An 18255-nucleotide genomic window follows, 5' to 3' on the forward strand; every position below is an offset into this window, starting at 1 on the left:
CAATAGCATTAAGGGCAGGTTATTTTTATGAATATTGATCTCGAAATTTTTAGTCCGGTACATCAAATTACAAATCCGTTGTTTGATGCACACAAGGTTAAAGTTTTTTTGAAACGGGACGATCTCATTCACCCCATGATATCGGGCAATAAATGGCGCAAACTTAAATACCTGCTAAAGTCGGCTCAAAACCAACGCAAAAGTCACCTGGTAACATTTGGCGGGGCTTACTCCAACCACTTACTGGCAACAGCAGCGGCGGCAGCCAAATTCGGGTTCAAATCTACAGGTATTGTGCGCGGAGAAGAAGTTGACAACAATACGCTGTTTTTATGCAAACTACACGGCATGCAGCTGGTATTTACCGATAGGGATAGTTACCGCAATAAACCAGCATTATTCCAAAAACATTTTGGCGATAATGAGCAGGCTTTTTTTATTGGCGAAGGCGGCTCATCTGCAGAAGGCGCCCAGGGCTGCGCCGAACTGGTAAACGAACTAACCGACAGCTACGACCATATTTTTTGCGCCTGCGGCACCGGAACCACTGCGGCGGGCATTATTAACGGATTAATCAACCATCAACTTACAACAAAATTTAACGCTATACCCGTGTTTAAAAACGGAGGGTTTATCCGGGACGAGATTAACCATTTTTTAACAACTCCTGTCGATTATGACCTGCATACCGACTACCATTTTGGCGGATACGGCAAAGCAACCGACGAGCTTATCGGTTTTATCAAGCAGTTTGTTGCTGCCACCGGCATTGTTATTGAACCCGTATATACCGGTAAAATGATGTATGCTTTATACGACCTGATTGGCAAAGGGCATTTTAAACCCGGTAGTAAAATACTGGCCATCCATAGCGGCGGCATTTGGGGATTATTGGGTATGAAGGATAGGTTTTAGCGTAAAGTTTGTTATCCATAATATTATGTCATTGCGAGTACATATCAGGATGATCCTGAAAAAAACAGGGATTACATGTTGGCTTTAGAGCCTCACAACAACCATGTCATTGCGAGCGTAGCGCGGCAATCGCGAACTCTGCAAGTCTACCCTGTATAGTTCGCGATTGCTTCGTTCCTTATAATGACGTCGATATAAGCTATTGATTATCAGATGTATTTCCATCCCCTTGTCGAGAGAGGGCGGGGTGGAAAGTGCGGTACCAGGTTTTTTTTAGCACCAAAGTGTACTGTACCGGTAAAAGTGATACACCCTGACACATCCTGGTACGGGGTGGCACGCCCTGGTACACCCTGGTACGGGGTGGTACACTACTGGGGTTAATATTTTAAGTAAAACAAAACAATCAGCGACAAGTGCTTGGGGTCGCAGGCAGGGGTGTGTTTTTCCGCGTTTCATTGCACGTGCATAAACACACCTCTCCGACCTCTTGAAAGGGGAATCGCACATTTCCACCGTTTTTTTAGGGGAATCCGTAAAATTTTGTGTCTACACATTCAGCACAATTTGCAATCACGTCATCCCCATTTTTTTTCAGGGATATCCTGATAGGTACTCGCAATGACATAGTTTTACATTTCTTTTTAAAGCACCTTAACCGCCTGCCGGGCCAGTAATTGCCATTCCTTTCCATTTTTCACCCAAACCAACAAAACACCCAGCTTAACGGTGCCCGGGCCTTTGCCAGCATCGTTGGTAGCTGCCGATAGTATGTGCCTGACTATAGCCGTATTACCCGATATGGTAATTGTTTGCCCCGTAAAGTCAACAGCTGTAAAAACCGATGCGCCGCTGGTAAAGCTGTGTATAAACTCCTTTTTGTTTTGCACTTTACCACTGGAGTGGCCGTAGCTCAGGCTGTCGGCCGCTATTTTATCCAGGGCTACGCTATCCGCACTTATCATTGTAAGGCGCAGGCGTTCAACTGCATTGGCAACTTCTTTAGTATGCGGATTTTGTTGGGCATCCGCTGCTCCCGGGGCAATAACACTCATAATCATCAAAAAAAACAGGGTTTTAATGCCGTTAAATATTTTCATAGTTGTTTAATTGGGTAATCGTCGTTTTTACTTTTTTTTAACCTGGACCAGCAACCATGCCGATATATCATTTGCGGCCTTATCATTTTCATATCCGGCCGGCAAACGCCCATTGGTATACTCGTTGTAAAGCCATGGGTCGGCAATGGCCAGTACAGTTCCTTTGCCAAATTTAGCCTGGGCTATTAAGGTTAATCCGTTTTTTACCAAAGCGGGCTTTGCTGGCAAAGTTGTACTTATGGAGCACACATCTTTCATAAATATTTTTTGCGCGGTTTTAAAAAGCGGGTTGCCGGTGGTTATAATAGCGCCGTCTTCAAAATGATTATCGTCAATTACATGATTTTGCAAATCGTTATTAAAATTCATTCCGAATTTATTGGCCAGTATGTTAAAGTGGGGCAGCTCAACATTGGCGCTATCATTCGCAAGCATCACCAATACGCCGCCGGCTTTTACCCATTGGGCAATGACAGCTGCGTCCTGCTGGGTTATATAGTTGGGTTTGGGGCTCTCCTTTTTAGTATCTGGGTCAACAATGATATAAACGGATGAACCTTTTAAATTATCTACCGTGGGAGCAGTTGGAAGCGAATCTAAAGTAGCGCCACATTTTTTGAAAGCATCTCCCCAAATTGAATAACCGGTATTTTCCTTTTCGTCCCATAAATAATGGAAGCGCTTAGCCTCGCCTGCAACGGTGTGCACTTCGCGGTTAAAATAGTAATCTAACCGCACAACCTGCGCTGTTGCTTTGTAGCCATGGCAAAGCATTAATACACCTACTAAACCCTTTACAAATAACCGGTAACGCATAATTATGAAATTTAAAAGCCAATATAGACACAAAATATAACTGGTTTTCAAATGTATTGCCGAACAGACAATTTTATACAATACAATAACGAAATATTTACTACATCGATATAGTTATATTATAGAAGCTGAAAGCAGAATGCATAAGGCTTAAAGCCAATAACAAAAGTTAAAGGCCTGATCGTGATGAATCGCGGATACAAACCTGGGTGGGTAAAACAACAGTTTCAAATTCGGTTACAGGCCTGCGGCTCTCAATCAAACTGATAAGCATTTCGGTGGCTTTTTTCCCTATCTCAAACCCAGGTTGGTACACCGTACTCAGCGATGGGTTTAAAACATCGGCCAATTGGGTATTGGTAAAGCCAAGCAAGGCAATATCGGCAGGTATTTTAAATCCCAGCCTATGCAACAACACCAGGGTTGTGGTAGTTATCCTGTCGGATGCGGTAAAAATAGCATCGGGACGATTGGGTGAAAGAAGCAATTCGTTGAGGGCGTTTTCAATCTCGACGAGGTCTTTACCTCCATGAAGGCAATATTTTATAAAACCATCGTTTTGCTTCAGGTTGTTTTGGGCAAGGGCAGCCTGGTATCCTTTTAAGCGCTCGGCAGTGATGGATACGTTTACCGAACTTGTTATATGCGCAATTTTGCGATACCCGGCCTCAATTAATGATTGTGTTGCTTCAAAAGCGCCCTGAAAATTATCGGCAATTACTTTGTGAGTATCTATTTCGTCGCTTACACGATCAAAGAAAACAATGGGCAGGCCCTTTTCGTGAAGATCTTTAAGATGGGACACATCGGCCGTTTCTGTTGATAAGGATATGAGCAAACCATCAATTGCGCGGTACATCAAATGGCTTACGTTTAATTTTTCAAGCTCGTACGATTCATGTGTTTGGGTAATAAACACATTGTAGCCGCTGGCGTGAGCAACAAACTCGATGCCGTTAATAACCTGTGAAAAAAAATGATTATCGATGGTAGATACAACTATGCCCAAGGATTTGCTGCTACCCTTTTTTAAGCTTCGGGCCATGTGATTGGGCTGGTAGTTAAGCCTTTTTGCACACTCACGTACAAGCGCTTTGGTTTTTTCGCTTATTTCATAACTATCCTTGAGTGCTTTAGATACCGCCGACGTGGAAATCCCCAGTTCTTTAGCAATATCCTTTATGGTAACAACCGCGAAATTCATATCCCTTTTTAGCTTTAACGGCACGTTTAATTACAATTGTAATTTATTGCAGTTAACAAACCTAAAATAATTGAGATAAAATTTCGCGATAAAAAGAAGTGCTATCAAATTGTTACACGCCGCCAAAAATAGAAAAACCGCCATCTACGCAGATCATGGACCCGGTTACAAATTTAGATGCATCGCTTAGCAACCATATCAGCGCGCCAATCAGTTCATCCGGGTGGCCAAAACGTTTAAACGGCGTTTGTTTTATCACCAGTTGGCCACGGTCGGTATAGCCGCCTTCGGGTTTGGTGAGCAGGTTCCGGTTTTGCTCGGTCAGGAAAAATCCCGGCGCAAGTGCATTCATCCTGATGGCATCGCCATAGCGGTTGGCTAACTCAACTGCAAACCATTGGTTGTAACAATCAACAGCCGCTTTGCCTATATTGTAACCCAATACTTTAGTAATAGCCCGCTTTGAATTCATCGACGAGATATTAACAATACTACCCTTGCCGGTTTGCGCAATAGCCTCGCCAAATACCTGTGTGGGGATAATGGTGCCCCAGGTATTTAAGTCCATTACGGTTTTCATGCCGGCTATATTCATTTTAAAAACATCCTCATCGGGCTGTAAAACGCCTTGCGGCATGTTACCCCCTGCCCCATTCACCAGGCCATCCAACCTGCCAAATGTATCCATCAGTTTGGTTTTAGCGGCCTGCAGTTCTTCCTGGTTTAAAACATCGGCAACCAATGGCACCGCTTTGCCGCCATTTTGGTTAATAGCGTTGGCTCGCTCCTCGGCTACCTGGGCGTTGCGACCCAAAATACCTACGGCGCCGCCTGCTTCAACAATACCATTTATAAAGGCGTTACCCAATATGCCCGTGCCGCCTGTTACTACAATTACCTTACCGGCTAAAGAGAAATTATTTTCCAATGTATATTATTTTTATTGATGATGATTACCTGAGGTCTGTAATAGCAATGGGATCCATGTCGGTATAATCCAGATTTTCGCCCGCCATACCCCATATAAAGCTGTAGCTTGCTGTACCGCTACCCGAGTGAATGCTCCAGGGCGGCGATACCACGGCATCGTAATTATTCATGGTGATGTGCCGGGTCTCGTTGCCCTCGCCCATATAGTGGAATATCTTCTGCCCCTCGGGCACATCAAAATAAAAATAGGCCTCCATGCGGCGATCATGCACATGCGACGGCATGGTGTTCCATACGCTGCCGTCGTGCAAAATGGTAAGGCCCATAACCAACTGGCAGCTTTTGGTGCCTTCCAGGTGTATGTATTTATTAATAGTACGATGATTGGCTGTTGATGCCGAGCCAAGTGTAACTTTTACCGCATCAGCATGGGTTAACAATGTTGTTGGGTACGTTGCATGCGCCGGCGCCGAAAGCAAGTAAAAAACTGCCGGCTCATTACTATTTTTACTGACAAAATGCACACTTTTAGTGCCCTTGCCAAGGTATAGGCAATCAAGTTTCTTCACATCATAAGTAATGCCATCGGCTACTACAACTCCATCACCGGCTACGTTGATAATCCCTATCTCGCGGCGCTCTAAAAAATACTCCGCACGCAGGTTTGGATAATTTGGTAGCAGCAATTGAGTATCTGTAGGGTTGGCAAAGCCAACTATCATACGATCATAATGAGTATAGGTGCAGTTGATTTTACCTGGTTGTACCTGGTTATCTATCAAAAAACGCGACCGTATGGTAGCGGTATCATATCGTTTAAAATCTTCCGGATGTACACTTTGTATTACTTTCAATGGTATCATGTATTAAGGTTAATCCATGCAATTCTACAACCCGCGCTATTAATTAAAAAGATATCCCTCGCTTATTTTTACTTCAACGTTGTAGTAGCACTGGTAAAGTTATAAATATTATCATTGGCCGTAGTTTTAAAACCAGTACGGATTGTATGAATGCAATAATTATAGGCCCATAAAATCCGCAAAATACTTTTTTCAAAAAATATATCCCCTTAATAATTAATATTTTAAATAAAATATTTCTATAGCAGAAAACTTTTTTCAAAAAAATGAGTTTTTAGCATTAAATCATTAAGATTCTTAGTGATGTTTTATTAATAAATTAAAACTATGAACTATTCTACATTAAAGAAAACAGTCGGGTTATCATTTGCTTCTTTGATGGTTGTAGGTATGGCTAATGCCCAAACCGATTCCACCAAAACCGCAACTACTACAACAACCACGACTGAAGCCTCTACTGCCAAGGTATTTGGTGGTATTGGCCAGTACAACACATTCAGTATTGGTGTAAGCGCCGGTATAACTGATGGGCTTGTTCCGTTTACCATTAACACAACAAATAAGTTTAAAGTTGATTTGGGTTATGGATTGTATTTAAGGCAGCAGCTATCGCACACTTTTAGCTTGCAGTTAGATTATTTAGGCGGCAAGGTACACGGCATTGATAAAGCCGGTACTGAAAAATTTGGCATTACCGAATACAAAACCAGTTTTAACTCCGTGGCTTTAAGCGGCGTGTTCAACATTGCAAGTGTTAGCTTTTTACATCGTAAAAACAGTGTTAACTTTTATGGTTCCGCAGGTTTAGGTTTAGATATGTACAAACCTAAAATGTATGTTACAGATGCAGGTACTACAGTAAATGACCCTTACGGACATACGGTAAAAGAACTATATGCCCCTGTTGGCGCGGGTGTAAAATTCAGGTTATCTGATGCAGTTGCCCTGAACTTAGGATACACCGTTAGCTTTGTACAGGGTTATAATGTTGCCGGTAAAAGCACGTATCCAACCTTTAGCCATTACTCTTATACGTACGGTGGTTTAGAGTATACTTTTGGCCCGAAAACAAAACAGAACCTAACATGGGTTAACCCGGTTGCTCAAATGTATGATGAATTGTACGATGCAGCTTTACGCCAGGAAGTTGAAGCTTTAAAAGGCCGCGTTACCAATGTTGAAACTGCGGTTAGCGACCTGAAAAAAGATTCGGACGGCGATGGTGTTGCCGATCAGTTTGACAAATGCCCTGGTACTGCTGCAGGTAGCGTAGTTGATGGTTCTGGTTGCGTTATCGTATTCCCTAAACCAGATTCATCTGCATTAGCAGCTCATACTGCTGCCACCGCTTATTCAAACATCCAGTTTGAATTTGACAGCTCGGTATTGCGCACCTCATCTTATCCTGTTTTGGATGCCACATCTGCCGATTTGCGCGCTTCTGGTAAAAAGGTGGAAGTTGATGGCTTTGCATCATCTGAAGGTACTGCCGCTCACAACATTGCGCTATCAAAAGATCGTGCTAACTCGGTAAAAACTTACCTGGTTAACTCTGGTGTTGATGCCAAGAAAGTAAAAATCAAAGGCTATGGCGAAACTATGCCAATTGCCGATAACTCAACAGAAGAAGGACGTGTATTAAACCGTCGCGTTCAGTTTAAACAAAAATAATTTTCAATTAAACATGAAAACGCAAAAAGCCCCGGACTCCCGGGGCTTTTTGCGTTTTGATACAATTTAAAGATTTTACCGACTTGACAATTTTTTTGTAAAATAAGGTATTTACCACTGTCCCTAAATATTCAAACAGATTATATCATAAATTAAAAACGCACATCCAACAGTATTGCCCTTACGCTATTTCAGGCAGATTGAAATAGGATTAAACAAATTAAAATCAAAAAAAAGCAACTTATCCCGCTATACTATTTTTGGCTTTGGTACAAAAAGTAACTTTAAACAATTTAAACATACTTTTTACCCAATCGGTTCAAAAACCGCCTAAATTTTGTTTTTGAGGGCTTTTTTGTAGATTTGTATAAACCAAAATTGATATGTACAATCTACTTGTTTCACCCCAAAACGTTCAGGCTTCATTACAGAAGCACGTACTTGCCGATGGCTTCGACCTCACTTTTGACATGGAAAAAAGCAAGGGCGTATATATTTATGATTCAAAAAATGATAGGACACTCCTTGATTTTTTTACCTGCTTTGCTTCGGTTCCATTAGGCTACAATCACCCCAAAATGGTGAACGACGAAGAGTTTAAAAAAAACCTGATGCTGGCGGCATTAACCAACCCATCCAACTCTGATATATATACCACTCAGTACGCGCAATTTGTAGAAACATTTTCAAGGATTGGTATACCCGATTATTTGCCGCACGCTTTTTTTATAGCTGGTGGTTCATTGGCTATCGAAAATGCCTTAAAAGTTGCCATGGACTGGAAGGTGCAAAAGAATTTTGCCCGGGGGTATACAAAAGAACGAGGGTTTAAAGTGATCCATTTTGAGCACGCTTTTCATGGCCGGTCCGGCTATACCCTTAGCCTTACCAATACAGTGCCCAATAAAACCAAATGGTTTGCCAAGTTTGACTGGCCAAGGGTATCGGTACCGTATATGAATTTCCCCTACAGCGACGCTAATCATGAAGACTTGCTGCAACGTGAGCAATTGTCTGTAGCCCAAATCAGGAAAGCTTTTGAAGATAATAAAGATGATGTTTGCGCTATTATTATTGAACCGGTACAATCAGAAGGTGGGGATAACCACGTACGCAAGGAATTTTTAGAAAAGCTGCGTGAGCTTGCCGATGAATACGAAGCCATGTTAATTTACGATGAAGTGCAAACAGGCGTTGGCCTTACCGGCAAATTTTGGTGCCATGAGCACTTTGGTCCCAAAGCCCGGCCAGACATTTTGGCTTTTGGCAAAAAGATGCAGGTTTGCGGCATATTATGCAGTAACCGGGTAGACGAAATTGAGAACAATGTATTCCATGTTTCATCGCGCATTAACTCAACCTGGGGCGGTAGTTTGGTTGATATGGTAAGGTCATCAAAAATAATGGAAGTGATTGAGGAGGATAACCTTTGCCAAAATGCCGCAGAAATGGGCGATTATTTACAAAATCAACTTAGCGAAATTTCGGCCAGGATACCCGTTATCAGTAATGTACGAGGTAAGGGCCTGCTTACAGCCTTTGATTTCCCTGACAAAAGCAAGCGCGATACCTTCATTAACAAAGGATTAGATAATAACATCATGTATTTAGGCTGTGGCGATAAGAGCATTCGCTTCAGGCCGGCGCTTATTATCGAAAAAAATCATATAGATACCGGGCTTGAAATGCTGGAGAAAATAGCCAAAACATTATAATAGGTCGTATTATAAACCAAAGGATCGCTACTCACAGTGAATGCTGTTTAGTATTTAATATATGTTTTGCCAATTGTTAGCACAAAAAGAGCTGAAATATTAACATAAACAACTTTTTTACCAAAATACGCTATATTTTTAATTATTATTCCAGTTAGATTTGACAATTCCTGTTAGAATTCAAATCTAGTTCATCATGAGCAAACATATAGAGAAATTAAAAAAACAACTTGTTGAGGTAGCAGAAGTTGTTAACTCATTTCAGTCAGAAGCTGTACAGGTACGAATCATCGACAGACTACTGGACGTAATGATTGAGTCGGAAAAGGCGGATGCCGATGGATCTGAAATTTTTAGCAAAAAAGGGCGTAAAATGCGTCCAGACGATGAAAATTTTGCTAATTCGGGGCGTAAAAAGCCAGGGGCAACCAAGATATTGAATCAATTATTAAGTACCGACTTTTTTGATACCCAACGTTCCATCTCATCAATAGCCAACTATTGTAAAGAGCAGTTTGATTCGGATTTTAAAACTTCGGAGTTATCCGGTATCCTTTTAAAACTGGCAAACGAAAATAAACTGAGGCGAGAAAGAAGCAATGAGAATAATCGTTTTGAATATATCAAAGCTTAAATATTTAAACCAATATTATAAAATAAGCCAATATCTTAAAAAGACATTGGCTTATTTTATTTTCAGTTAAATAATATATTATTTTAAAGCAAATAAATTATCTACCCCTAAAATTTTCCTGCTGGTATAGCCTTCTGCATATTTAACACCAATACTTTTACCAAATTCGCTGGCACGGGCTGCAACCACATTTATAAATTCGGGGGTTGATATGTAGGTTTGGGGTTCATTTTCCCATTCGGGGTTGTAAAACTGCGAACCATAAGCATAAATACTCTCTACCTTTTTATCCCAATATGCGGTGACATCAATTAAAATATCCGGTTTTATATAGTTATCCTGTATAAAGTGCAACACCAGGTTTGGCCGCCACGCCTGCTGCGGTTCTCCGTTTTCAAAAGTTTCTATTTTACGTAAGCCCGATAAAAATGCCGATGCCTCTACCAGTTCGTTGGCGCGGCCATGATCTGGATGCCGGTCATAGTAGGCATTGGTTATTAAAATTTCCGGTTGATATTTGCGGATTGCCGCAATTACCTGTAATTGATATTCGCGCGTATTTTCAAAAAAACCATCAGGAATAGCCAGGTTATCCCTTACCGACAGACCTAATATTTCGGCGGCTGCGGCGGCTTCCTGCTCACGTATCTCAGCCGATCCCCTTGTACCTAATTCGCCGCGGGTAAGGTCAACAATACCCACCTTATAGCCCATGGCAATGTGTTTTAAAATAGTGCCTGAGCATCCAAGTTCGGCATCATCGGGATGTACCGATAAAACTAAAATATCTAATTTCATTATAGTGTTTGTGTTAACGAGCGGCTGCCAAAAGGCGTTCAATCTTTTTCCGGATTTTTGAAGATGTTGGCTTGGTAAAAGGAAAATAAAAGTCGGTAACGTGTCCTTCCCTATCAATCAAAAACTTATGAAAATTCCACCTCGGCACCGACTTAAGTTTACCGTTTGCTTTCTTATCAGCAAAAAACTGGTATAACGGGTGTGCAAAAGGCCCGCGGACCCTTATTTTATCAAATACCGGGTAGTTGGCACCAGCATTTTCGCAAAAAGCAGCAATAGCGGCGCCTTCCAAAGGCTCCTGTCCTCCAAAATCATTCGATGGAAAAGCGAGTATCTCGAAATCAGCATCCTTAAACTGATCTTTCAGTTCGGCCAGATCTTTAAGCTGCGGTGTAAAGCCGCATTGAGAGGCGGTATTAACAATTAAGAGTACTTTATTTTTATAAGCCGACAGGCTAATATCATCACCGTTTAACTTTTGAACGTTAAACTCGTAGACGCTTGTGTTATCCATTATCAGTAGTTAGTGGAATTATATCCGGCCTGGGTAAGTATGGCCTCGATATCTCTCTGCTCGTCTGGGTCGTAAGTTTCTTTAAGGTTGTGGCCAAATATACTGGCTACAGACTGAAACATAAATGCCTTAAAACCACCTTTAAGTTCTTTTACCATGGTGTAGCTTGTTTGCCCGGTTTCGCGGTCAATCAATTTAATCAGAACTTCACCCTGACTAATTGTCAGATTTTTAATTTCCTTATTGAACAATGTTTTAATTTCGGTTTCGCAGTTTCCTATTAATTCTTTCTGCTTCTTTTTATCGCCGGTTAGCGCCAGATCCCGCTGTAATTTTGCGTACCGCTGGCCTGCAAAACGTGCGTAAGGCAACACTTTCATTACGTTATAACGCAATCGGCGGTAATTGTCCCTATCGGCATCATTAGCAAATATGCGGGTATCTACAATTCTTATTGGCGGGCAAACTACCCATGGTATCAGTTCTCCGTCAACATCGGTTACGGCCACCCTTATGGTATCATTTTTGCCTAATATCATAGGTGCAGGTTTATCTGTCTGAGCCCTTACCTGGCTCACTAAGCAACAAAACATCAACAGAAAACCAATAAATTTCATATTTTTACTTAAAACAAAATTAAAGGAAATTTTTGTGGTATTTTAATATAATCTGTAATAATAATTTTCAATTACAAGTTTATCTTATTAATACCGCCTATAGCATATATGAAAGAGATAGAGATTGATCTGGAAGCCGAGAAGAATGAGATACTAAAAAGATATCGTGCATTGTTGCGCGCCTGTAAATCGACCCTGCAAAAGGGCGATAAACGCATGATACGCAAGGCGTTTGACATGGCACTTGAAAGCCACAAAGATATGCGCCGTAAAAGCGGCGAACCCTATATATACCATCCTATTGCAGTTGCCCAGATAGCCGCCGAAGAGATTGGTCTGGGCACTACATCAATAGTATGCGCCCTGCTGCATGATGTGGTAGAAGATACCAATATGACGCTGGACGAAATTGAGATGGAGTTTGGTAAAAAGGTGGCCAAAATTATTGACGGCTTAACTAAAATATCGGGCGTATTTGATACCAACAGCTCGTTACAGGCCGAGAACTTCCGTAAAATGCTGCTTACCCTGGCCGATGACGTACGGGTAATACTCATAAAACTGGCCGATAGGCTGCATAATATGCGCACCATGGAGTTTATGCCGCGCGATAAGCAGCTTAAACTATCGTCAGAAACCGTTTACCTGTATGCCCCCCTGGCACACAGGCTGGGTTTATATGCTATAAAATCTGAACTGGAAGACCTATCCATGAAATACATGGAGCGCGAGACTTACCAGTTCATCAAAAAGAAGCTGAACGAGAAGAAAGCCGAACGCGAGCGCTTTATCCGCGATTTTATTGAACCTGTTAACAAGGCGCTGCAGGCCCAGGAAATTCATGCCGATGTGTTTGGCAGGCCAAAATCTATCCACTCCATTTGGAATAAGATGAAGAAAAAATCTATCCCCTTTGAGGAGGTATATGATCTTTTTGCCATTAGGATAATTTTAGATAGCGCCCCCGACCAGGAAAAAGCCGATTGCTGGAAGGCCTACAGCATAGTTACCGACCAATACCGCCCCAACCCCGACAGGCTGCGCGATTGGATATCGTCGCCCAAAGCAAACGGGTACGAATCATTGCACACCACCGTTATGGGCCCGCGCGGGCAATGGGTTGAAGTACAAATACGTACCAAACGCATGAACGAGATTGCCGAGAAAGGTTTTGCCGCGCATTGGAAATACAAGGAATCATCAACCGATAGCGGGCTTGATCAATGGGTGCAAAAGGTAAGGGATATGCTTAAAAACCCCGACACTAACGCCCTGGATTTTATCGACGATTTCAAGATGAATTTGTTCAGCGATGAAATTTTTATTTTTACCCCAAAGGGGGCGCTTATCCAATTGCCGCTTAATGCCACAGCCCTGGATTTTGCATTTGAGATACATACCGACGTAGGCGCCAGCTGTATCGGCGCCAAAGTAAACCATAAACTGGTGCCCCTTAGCTATAAACTGCAAAACGGCGACCAGGTAGAGATTATCACCTCGGGCAAGCAAACCCCCAAAGAGGATTGGCTGAATTTTGTGGTTACTGCAAAGGCTAAAGCCAAAATAAAATCGGCCTTAAAAGAAGAAAAACGTAAAGTTGCTGAGGATGGGAAAGAGATATTGGAGCGTAAAATGAAATCGCTTAAAATCACTTATAACTCCGAAAACCTGCACAAACTGAGCTACTTTTTCAAACTGCAATCAACCCAGGACCTGTTTTATAACATTGCCAAGGGTGTGATAGACATGAAGGACCTGAAAGAATACCAGGCATTTGAAAAAAACGTTGAAAACAAGCCCCAGGACAAAATTGAACAGGAGCAAGTTCAAAACCTTATCCGTAACCTGAAATCGAAAGACGCCGACATGCTGCTGATTGGTGAGGATATGCAGAAAATTGACTATAAACTGGCCAATTGCTGTAACCCTATCCCCGGCGATGATGTGTTTGGCTTTGTTACCGTAAGCGATGGCATTAAAATACACCGCACCAATTGCCCGAATGCCGCGAAGCTGATGGCCAATTATGGCTACCGGATTGTGAAGGCCCGCTGGACCAACCAACAGGAGCTCGCATTTTTAACTGGTTTAAGAATAACCGGAATTGACGAAGTTGGGTTAATCAATAAACTTACCACCGTAATATCAACCGATTTTAAGGTAAATATCCGCTCCATTACCGTTGATAGTGATAACGGTATTTTTGAAGGATCGATAATGGTTTACGTAAACGATACCAATCACCTTGAAAACCTGATCAAAAAAATAAAACTGATTAAAGGCGTTACCGGCGTCAATAGATTTGATTCGGTGATTGAAAAAGCTTCTTGAGGTGGGGGAGTGAGTGGTTGATTGAGTTGATTAGGTTAACTTATTCAAGCAATCAAACTCAATCAACTTATTCAACCCAATGCAACTTAATCAACTTATTCAACCAATAAACCAAATTATTAATAACTTTGCCTGCTTAACAGACCATTATGCCCCAACCGGATACTATAGCATTGGTTAAAAAAATTTTTGAGGCTTACCTTGAGAATAAAAACCTGCGCAAAACGCCGGAGCGTTTTGCAATACTCGAAGAAATTTACTCGCGCTCAGATCACTTTGATGTGGAATCTCTTTATATCCACATGAAAAATAAAAAATACCGCGTTAGTCGTGCAACGGTATATAACACGCTTGAACTGCTGGTGTCATGCGACCTGGTAACCAAACACCAGTTTGGCAAAAACATGGCCCAGTTTGAGAAATCATACGGCTACAAACAGCATGACCACATCATTTGCATCGACTGCGGTAAAGTAGTGGAGTTTTGCGACCCGCGGATTCAGCAGATACAGAGCATGATGGGCGACATTTTAAAATTCGATATTAAACACCACTCGCTAAACCTTTATGGTAACTGTGCCAAATTACGTGAGGGCAATTGCGACAGAAGGGTATAATCATGGACAAACCTATTTTAAGCAAACAGGCATTTTGGGATGTGGATATGGATAGTATTGACTATGAAAAGAATGCGGCGCATGTTGTGGAAAAGGTTTTAGAACGAGGCAAAGAACAAGACTTTAATAACCTGATTAAGTTTTATGGGTTTGATAAAGTAGGCAAACTGGCTTTGCAGGCTTTATGGCTTTCAGATATGAGCATAAACTTTTGCTGTACCTTGTTTAAGGTAACACCTACCGACTTTAAATGTTACGAGAAGAAACAGTTGAACCAGCAACACTGGAACTTTTAAGAAAAATTGTTTCATTGCCTGAATTAAAACAATTCAGGTTGGTTGGCGGTACAGCACTTTCTCTGTTATATGGCCATAGAAAATCAATAGATCTCGATTTTTTTTCAGACCGACCTCTTGAAAAAGACATTTTAGTAGAAACCCTTGAAGATAATTTTGGCCGTATTAACACTGTAAATGACAGAACTAAATCAATCTATCAGTGCATCATTCAGGACGTAAAGGTCGATTTTGTTTCAGTAAGAGATCCTTTTTTAAACCCCATCCAATTTATAGACAATATACCGTTTGCCGATACCAAAGATTTGATAGCTTTGAAACTCAACGCTGTGAAAGGCAGAGGTGTTAAAAAGGATTTCTGGGACATCGCCAAACTTTTGGAGTTTTACACATTCGAAAATCTTTTTCAATTTTATCATGATAGATATACATATGATGATACCTTTGCGGTCATAAGATCAGTGATTTACTTCGCTGACGCCGAAAATACAATATCTCCCGAGTCATTAGATGGTATGACCTGGGATAAAGTAAAAACCACCATCGTGAAAGCATTTGACGATTATTATAGAAATATTAGAAATTAATGGCTGTTGACGTATTATTAGGCCTCCAATGGGGCGATGAAGGTAAAGGAAAAATTGTTGATGTGCTTAGCGCAGGTTATGACCTGATTGCACGTTTCCAGGGCGGCCCTAATGCCGGGCATACTTTGGAGTTCGATGGTAAAAAATTCGTGTTGAATACTATTCCTTCAGGTATATTTTTTGAAAACACCATGAACCTTATTGGTAATGGCGTAGTGATTGACCCTATCACCCTTAAAAAAGAAATAGATAAGCTGAAAGATGCAGGGCACGACCTGTTAGCTAAAAAGAACCTGCTGATTGCAAAAAAAGCACACCTGATACTACCTACCCATCAATTGCTTGATGCCGCATCTGAAAAGAAAATGGGCGAAGGTAAAATCGGATCGACTTTAAAAGGTATCGGTCCTACTTATATGGATAAAACCGGCAGGAACGGGTTGCGTATAGGCGATATCACCCTGCCCGATTTCAAAGAGCGTTACCAGAAACTGGTTGACAAACATACGGCAATGCTTACCGCCATGTACGGCGAGGTTGCCGATTTTTCTGAACGTGAGCAATTGTTTTTTGAAGCTATTGATTTTCTCAAACAATTCCCATTAGTTGATTCGGAGCACCTGGTGAACGACTATATTAAAAAAGGCAAAAAAGTTTTAGCAGAAGGCGCTCAGGGGGCCATGCTGGATATTGATTTTGGAAGTTACCCGTTTGTTACTTCGTCAAATACTACAGCGGCCGGTGCATGCACCGGTTTAGGAATAGCCCCACAGCAAATTGGCGATGTGATAGGTATTTTTAAAGCTTATTGTACCCGTGTTGGGGGCGGCCCCTTCCCTACCGAACTGGAAGACGAAACAGGCGAAGAGTTACGCCGTATAGGCCACGAATTTGGCGCAACCACAGGCAGGCCCCGCCGTACCGGATGGATTGATCTGCCGGCTTTAAAATACGCTATAATGCTTAATGGCGTTACCCAACTGGTAATGACTAAAGCTGATGTATTAAGCGGTTTTGATAAAATTTACGCTTGTACCCACTACAACTATTTAGGCGAAACTATTGATTACATGCCTTATGATATCTGCTCGGTAAGCCCGGTGCCGGTTTTGAAGGAAATTGATGGCTGGAACGAAGATTTAACAGGTATTACCGAATTATCTGAAATACCTGCCAAACTGCAATCATACATCGATTACCTGGAAGCAGAGCTGGGCGTACCAGTAAAATATTTATCTGTAGGGCCAGACAGGAAGCAGACATTGGTATTGCATTAATATTGATCACAACGTTTGTACATTAACAAACCTCAGCATCATCGTATAAAAAGACCGGTTACCCGGTCTTTTTTCATTTACTTGGTTATTTTTGCAGGGTGATAGTACAGGTAGATAATCTGCAAAATTTCAAGCTTAAAGCCCTGCAGTGGGCATCATCATATAATTGGGTATGCTACCTTGACTCGAATGGTTTTGATGACCCCTACACCAAATTTGACACACTGATAGCCATTGGCAGCAAGGCACAAATAAAAGCAAGCGCAGGTTCTGCGTTTGGTGACTTACAAAACTTTCGCACAGATAATCCCGGTTGGCTTTGTGGCTTTTTGGGCTACGATCTGAAAAACGAAGTCGAAAAATCATCCTCACAAAACTTAGATGGCCTCAACTTTCCAGATCTGTATTTTTTTGCGCCGGTACACCTGATTATTATCAAAGGCAATAAAGCGGAGATTATTAGCGATGAGCCTAAACATGTTTTTAGCTGTATTGATGAGCAGGAGCCAATTACGAATGGTGATGAGCCGTCAATAAATTTAAAAAGCAGGTTTACAAAACAGGAATATATTGATGCCGTAACCGCCATCCAGAAACATATTACACGGGGCGATATTTATGTAACCAATTTTTGCCAGGAGTTTTATGTTGAAGATGTACATATTGATCCTTTGAGCGTATTTACGCAGCTTAATCGTGTTTCCCCCAATCCGTTTTCCACTTTTTTTAAGTGGAAAAACAATTACATATTGGGCGCCTCGCCCGAACGCTTTTTAGCCAAACGAGGCAGTAAACTCATATCGCAGCCCATCAAGGGCACGGCCAAAAGGCATGACAATTTGGAGGCTGATGAACTGGTTAAACATGAACTACGAAACCATCCTAAAGAACTACAGGAAAATGTAATGATTGTTGACCTTGTACGCAACGATCTTACCAAATCGGCCAAACAGGGAACGGTTAAAACTGAAGAGCTTTTCGGCATTCACAGCTTCCGCCAGGTACACCAGATGATCTCAACCGTAGTATGTGAGTTACGTGACGACTTATCTGCAATACAAGCCATTAAAAACACTTTCCCCATGGGCAGCATGACCGGTGCGCCTAAAATAAGCGCCATGCAATTGATGGAACAATACGAACGAAGTAAGCGCGGCGTTTACTCCGGCGCGGTAGGCTACTTTGCTCCGGATGATGATTTTGATTTTAACGTAGTAATCAGATCGCTGCTGTACAACGCTGATAACGGATACTTATCATTCCATGCAGGGAGTGCTATTACCTACCATGCCGACGCAGAGAAGGAATATGAGGAATGTTTATTGAAAGCCAAGGCGGTGCTGGAGGTTTTGGGAGGATAGTATCCGAAC

At 41.8% G+C, this 18255-nt stretch carries 18 protein-coding genes; 10 read left to right on the forward strand and 8 right to left on the reverse strand.

What is annotated here, in order from left to right; all coding sequences use genetic code 11:
- The first annotated feature begins 27 nt into the window (after positions 1-27).
- Complete coding sequence (locus tag PQ469_RS20940) at positions 28-915, forward strand: 1-aminocyclopropane-1-carboxylate deaminase/D-cysteine desulfhydrase (RefSeq protein ID WP_274209424.1); 888 nt, start codon at positions 28-30, stop codon at positions 913-915.
- 644 nt (positions 916-1559) lie between these two features.
- Here PQ469_RS20940 and PQ469_RS20945 read toward each other — a convergent pair.
- From PQ469_RS20945 to kduI, 5 genes are all read right to left on the reverse strand, one after another.
- Complete coding sequence (locus PQ469_RS20945) at positions 1560-2015, reverse strand: nuclear transport factor 2 family protein (protein ID WP_274209425.1); 456 nt, start codon at positions 2013-2015, stop codon at positions 1560-1562.
- A gap of 27 nt (positions 2016-2042) precedes the next feature.
- Positions 2043-2831 (reverse strand): hypothetical protein, encoded by a 789-nt coding sequence (locus tag PQ469_RS20950; protein WP_274209426.1) that lies wholly within the window; start codon positions 2829-2831, stop codon positions 2043-2045.
- A gap of 169 nt (positions 2832-3000) precedes the next feature.
- Positions 3001-4035, reverse strand: coding sequence for a LacI family DNA-binding transcriptional regulator (locus tag PQ469_RS20955; RefSeq protein WP_274209427.1), 1035 nt, complete (start codon positions 4033-4035; stop codon positions 3001-3003).
- Positions 4036-4147: 112 nt separating this feature from the next.
- Entirely contained in the window at positions 4148-4963 is an 816-nt protein-coding gene (locus PQ469_RS20960) for an SDR family oxidoreductase (protein ID WP_274209428.1), read from the reverse strand.
- Between the two features lie 25 nt (positions 4964-4988).
- Complete coding sequence (kduI, locus tag PQ469_RS20965) at positions 4989-5828, reverse strand: 5-dehydro-4-deoxy-D-glucuronate isomerase (RefSeq protein ID WP_274209429.1); 840 nt, start codon at positions 5826-5828, stop codon at positions 4989-4991.
- Between the two features lie 327 nt (positions 5829-6155).
- Between kduI and PQ469_RS20970 the strand changes: the two genes are divergently transcribed.
- The 3 genes from PQ469_RS20970 (at position 6156) to PQ469_RS20980 (ending at position 9848) form a co-directional block, all read left to right on the forward strand.
- A complete protein-coding gene (locus tag PQ469_RS20970; protein WP_274209430.1) occupies positions 6156-7499 on the forward strand; it encodes an OmpA family protein in 1344 nt (447 codons plus the stop codon).
- A gap of 383 nt (positions 7500-7882) precedes the next feature.
- Positions 7883-9214: an L-lysine 6-transaminase gene (gene lat / locus PQ469_RS20975; RefSeq protein WP_274209431.1), complete on the forward strand. Its 1332-nt coding sequence runs from the start codon at positions 7883-7885 to the stop codon at positions 9212-9214.
- 196 nt (positions 9215-9410) lie between these two features.
- A complete protein-coding gene (locus tag PQ469_RS20980) occupies positions 9411-9848 on the forward strand; it encodes a hypothetical protein (RefSeq protein WP_274209432.1) in 438 nt (145 codons plus the stop codon).
- A 78-nt stretch (positions 9849-9926) separates the two neighbouring features.
- On the opposite strand, the gene bshB1 is transcribed toward PQ469_RS20980, so the two are convergent.
- Genes bshB1 through PQ469_RS20995 form a run of 3 tightly spaced genes read right to left on the reverse strand, consistent with a single transcriptional unit; the run spans position 9927 to position 11699 of the window.
- Positions 9927-10646 (reverse strand): bacillithiol biosynthesis deacetylase BshB1, encoded by a 720-nt coding sequence (gene bshB1 / locus PQ469_RS20985; protein ID WP_274209433.1) that lies wholly within the window; start codon positions 10644-10646, stop codon positions 9927-9929.
- 13 nt (positions 10647-10659) lie between these two features.
- Entirely contained in the window at positions 10660-11160 is a 501-nt protein-coding gene (locus tag PQ469_RS20990) for a glutathione peroxidase (RefSeq protein ID WP_090652795.1), read from the reverse strand.
- A 2-nt stretch (positions 11161-11162) separates the two neighbouring features.
- On the reverse strand, positions 11163-11699 hold the full coding sequence (locus tag PQ469_RS20995; RefSeq protein WP_255369930.1) for a DUF4294 domain-containing protein: 537 nt from the start codon (positions 11697-11699) through the stop codon (positions 11163-11165).
- 186 nt (positions 11700-11885) lie between these two features.
- Here PQ469_RS20995 and PQ469_RS21000 point away from each other — a divergent pair, with 186 nt between their 5' ends.
- From PQ469_RS21000 to PQ469_RS21025, 6 genes are all read left to right on the forward strand, one after another.
- Positions 11886-14108, forward strand: a complete 2223-nt coding sequence (locus PQ469_RS21000) for a RelA/SpoT family protein (RefSeq protein ID WP_090652793.1) — start codon at positions 11886-11888, stop codon at positions 14106-14108.
- Positions 14109-14257: 149 nt separating this feature from the next.
- A complete protein-coding gene (locus PQ469_RS21005; protein ID WP_090652792.1) occupies positions 14258-14725 on the forward strand; it encodes a Fur family transcriptional regulator in 468 nt (155 codons plus the stop codon).
- 2 nt (positions 14726-14727) lie between these two features.
- Positions 14728-15021, forward strand: coding sequence for a DUF6922 domain-containing protein (locus tag PQ469_RS21010; protein ID WP_090652791.1), 294 nt, complete (start codon positions 14728-14730; stop codon positions 15019-15021).
- Positions 14976-15608 (forward strand): nucleotidyl transferase AbiEii/AbiGii toxin family protein, encoded by a 633-nt coding sequence (locus PQ469_RS21015; RefSeq protein ID WP_274209434.1) that lies wholly within the window; start codon positions 14976-14978, stop codon positions 15606-15608. The genes PQ469_RS21010 and PQ469_RS21015 overlap by 46 nt, the downstream gene beginning before the upstream one ends.
- Complete coding sequence (locus tag PQ469_RS21020) at positions 15608-16885, forward strand: adenylosuccinate synthase (protein WP_090652789.1); 1278 nt, start codon at positions 15608-15610, stop codon at positions 16883-16885. The genes PQ469_RS21015 and PQ469_RS21020 overlap by 1 nt, the downstream gene beginning before the upstream one ends.
- A gap of 98 nt (positions 16886-16983) precedes the next feature.
- A complete protein-coding gene (locus PQ469_RS21025) occupies positions 16984-18246 on the forward strand; it encodes an anthranilate synthase component I family protein (RefSeq protein ID WP_337993742.1) in 1263 nt (420 codons plus the stop codon).
- The last annotated feature ends 9 nt before the right edge of the window (positions 18247-18255 follow it).

Origin of the sequence: Mucilaginibacter sp. KACC 22773 (genome assembly GCF_028736215.1) — a bacterium.
In the GTDB taxonomy this organism is placed as follows: domain Bacteria; phylum Bacteroidota; class Bacteroidia; order Sphingobacteriales; family Sphingobacteriaceae; genus Mucilaginibacter.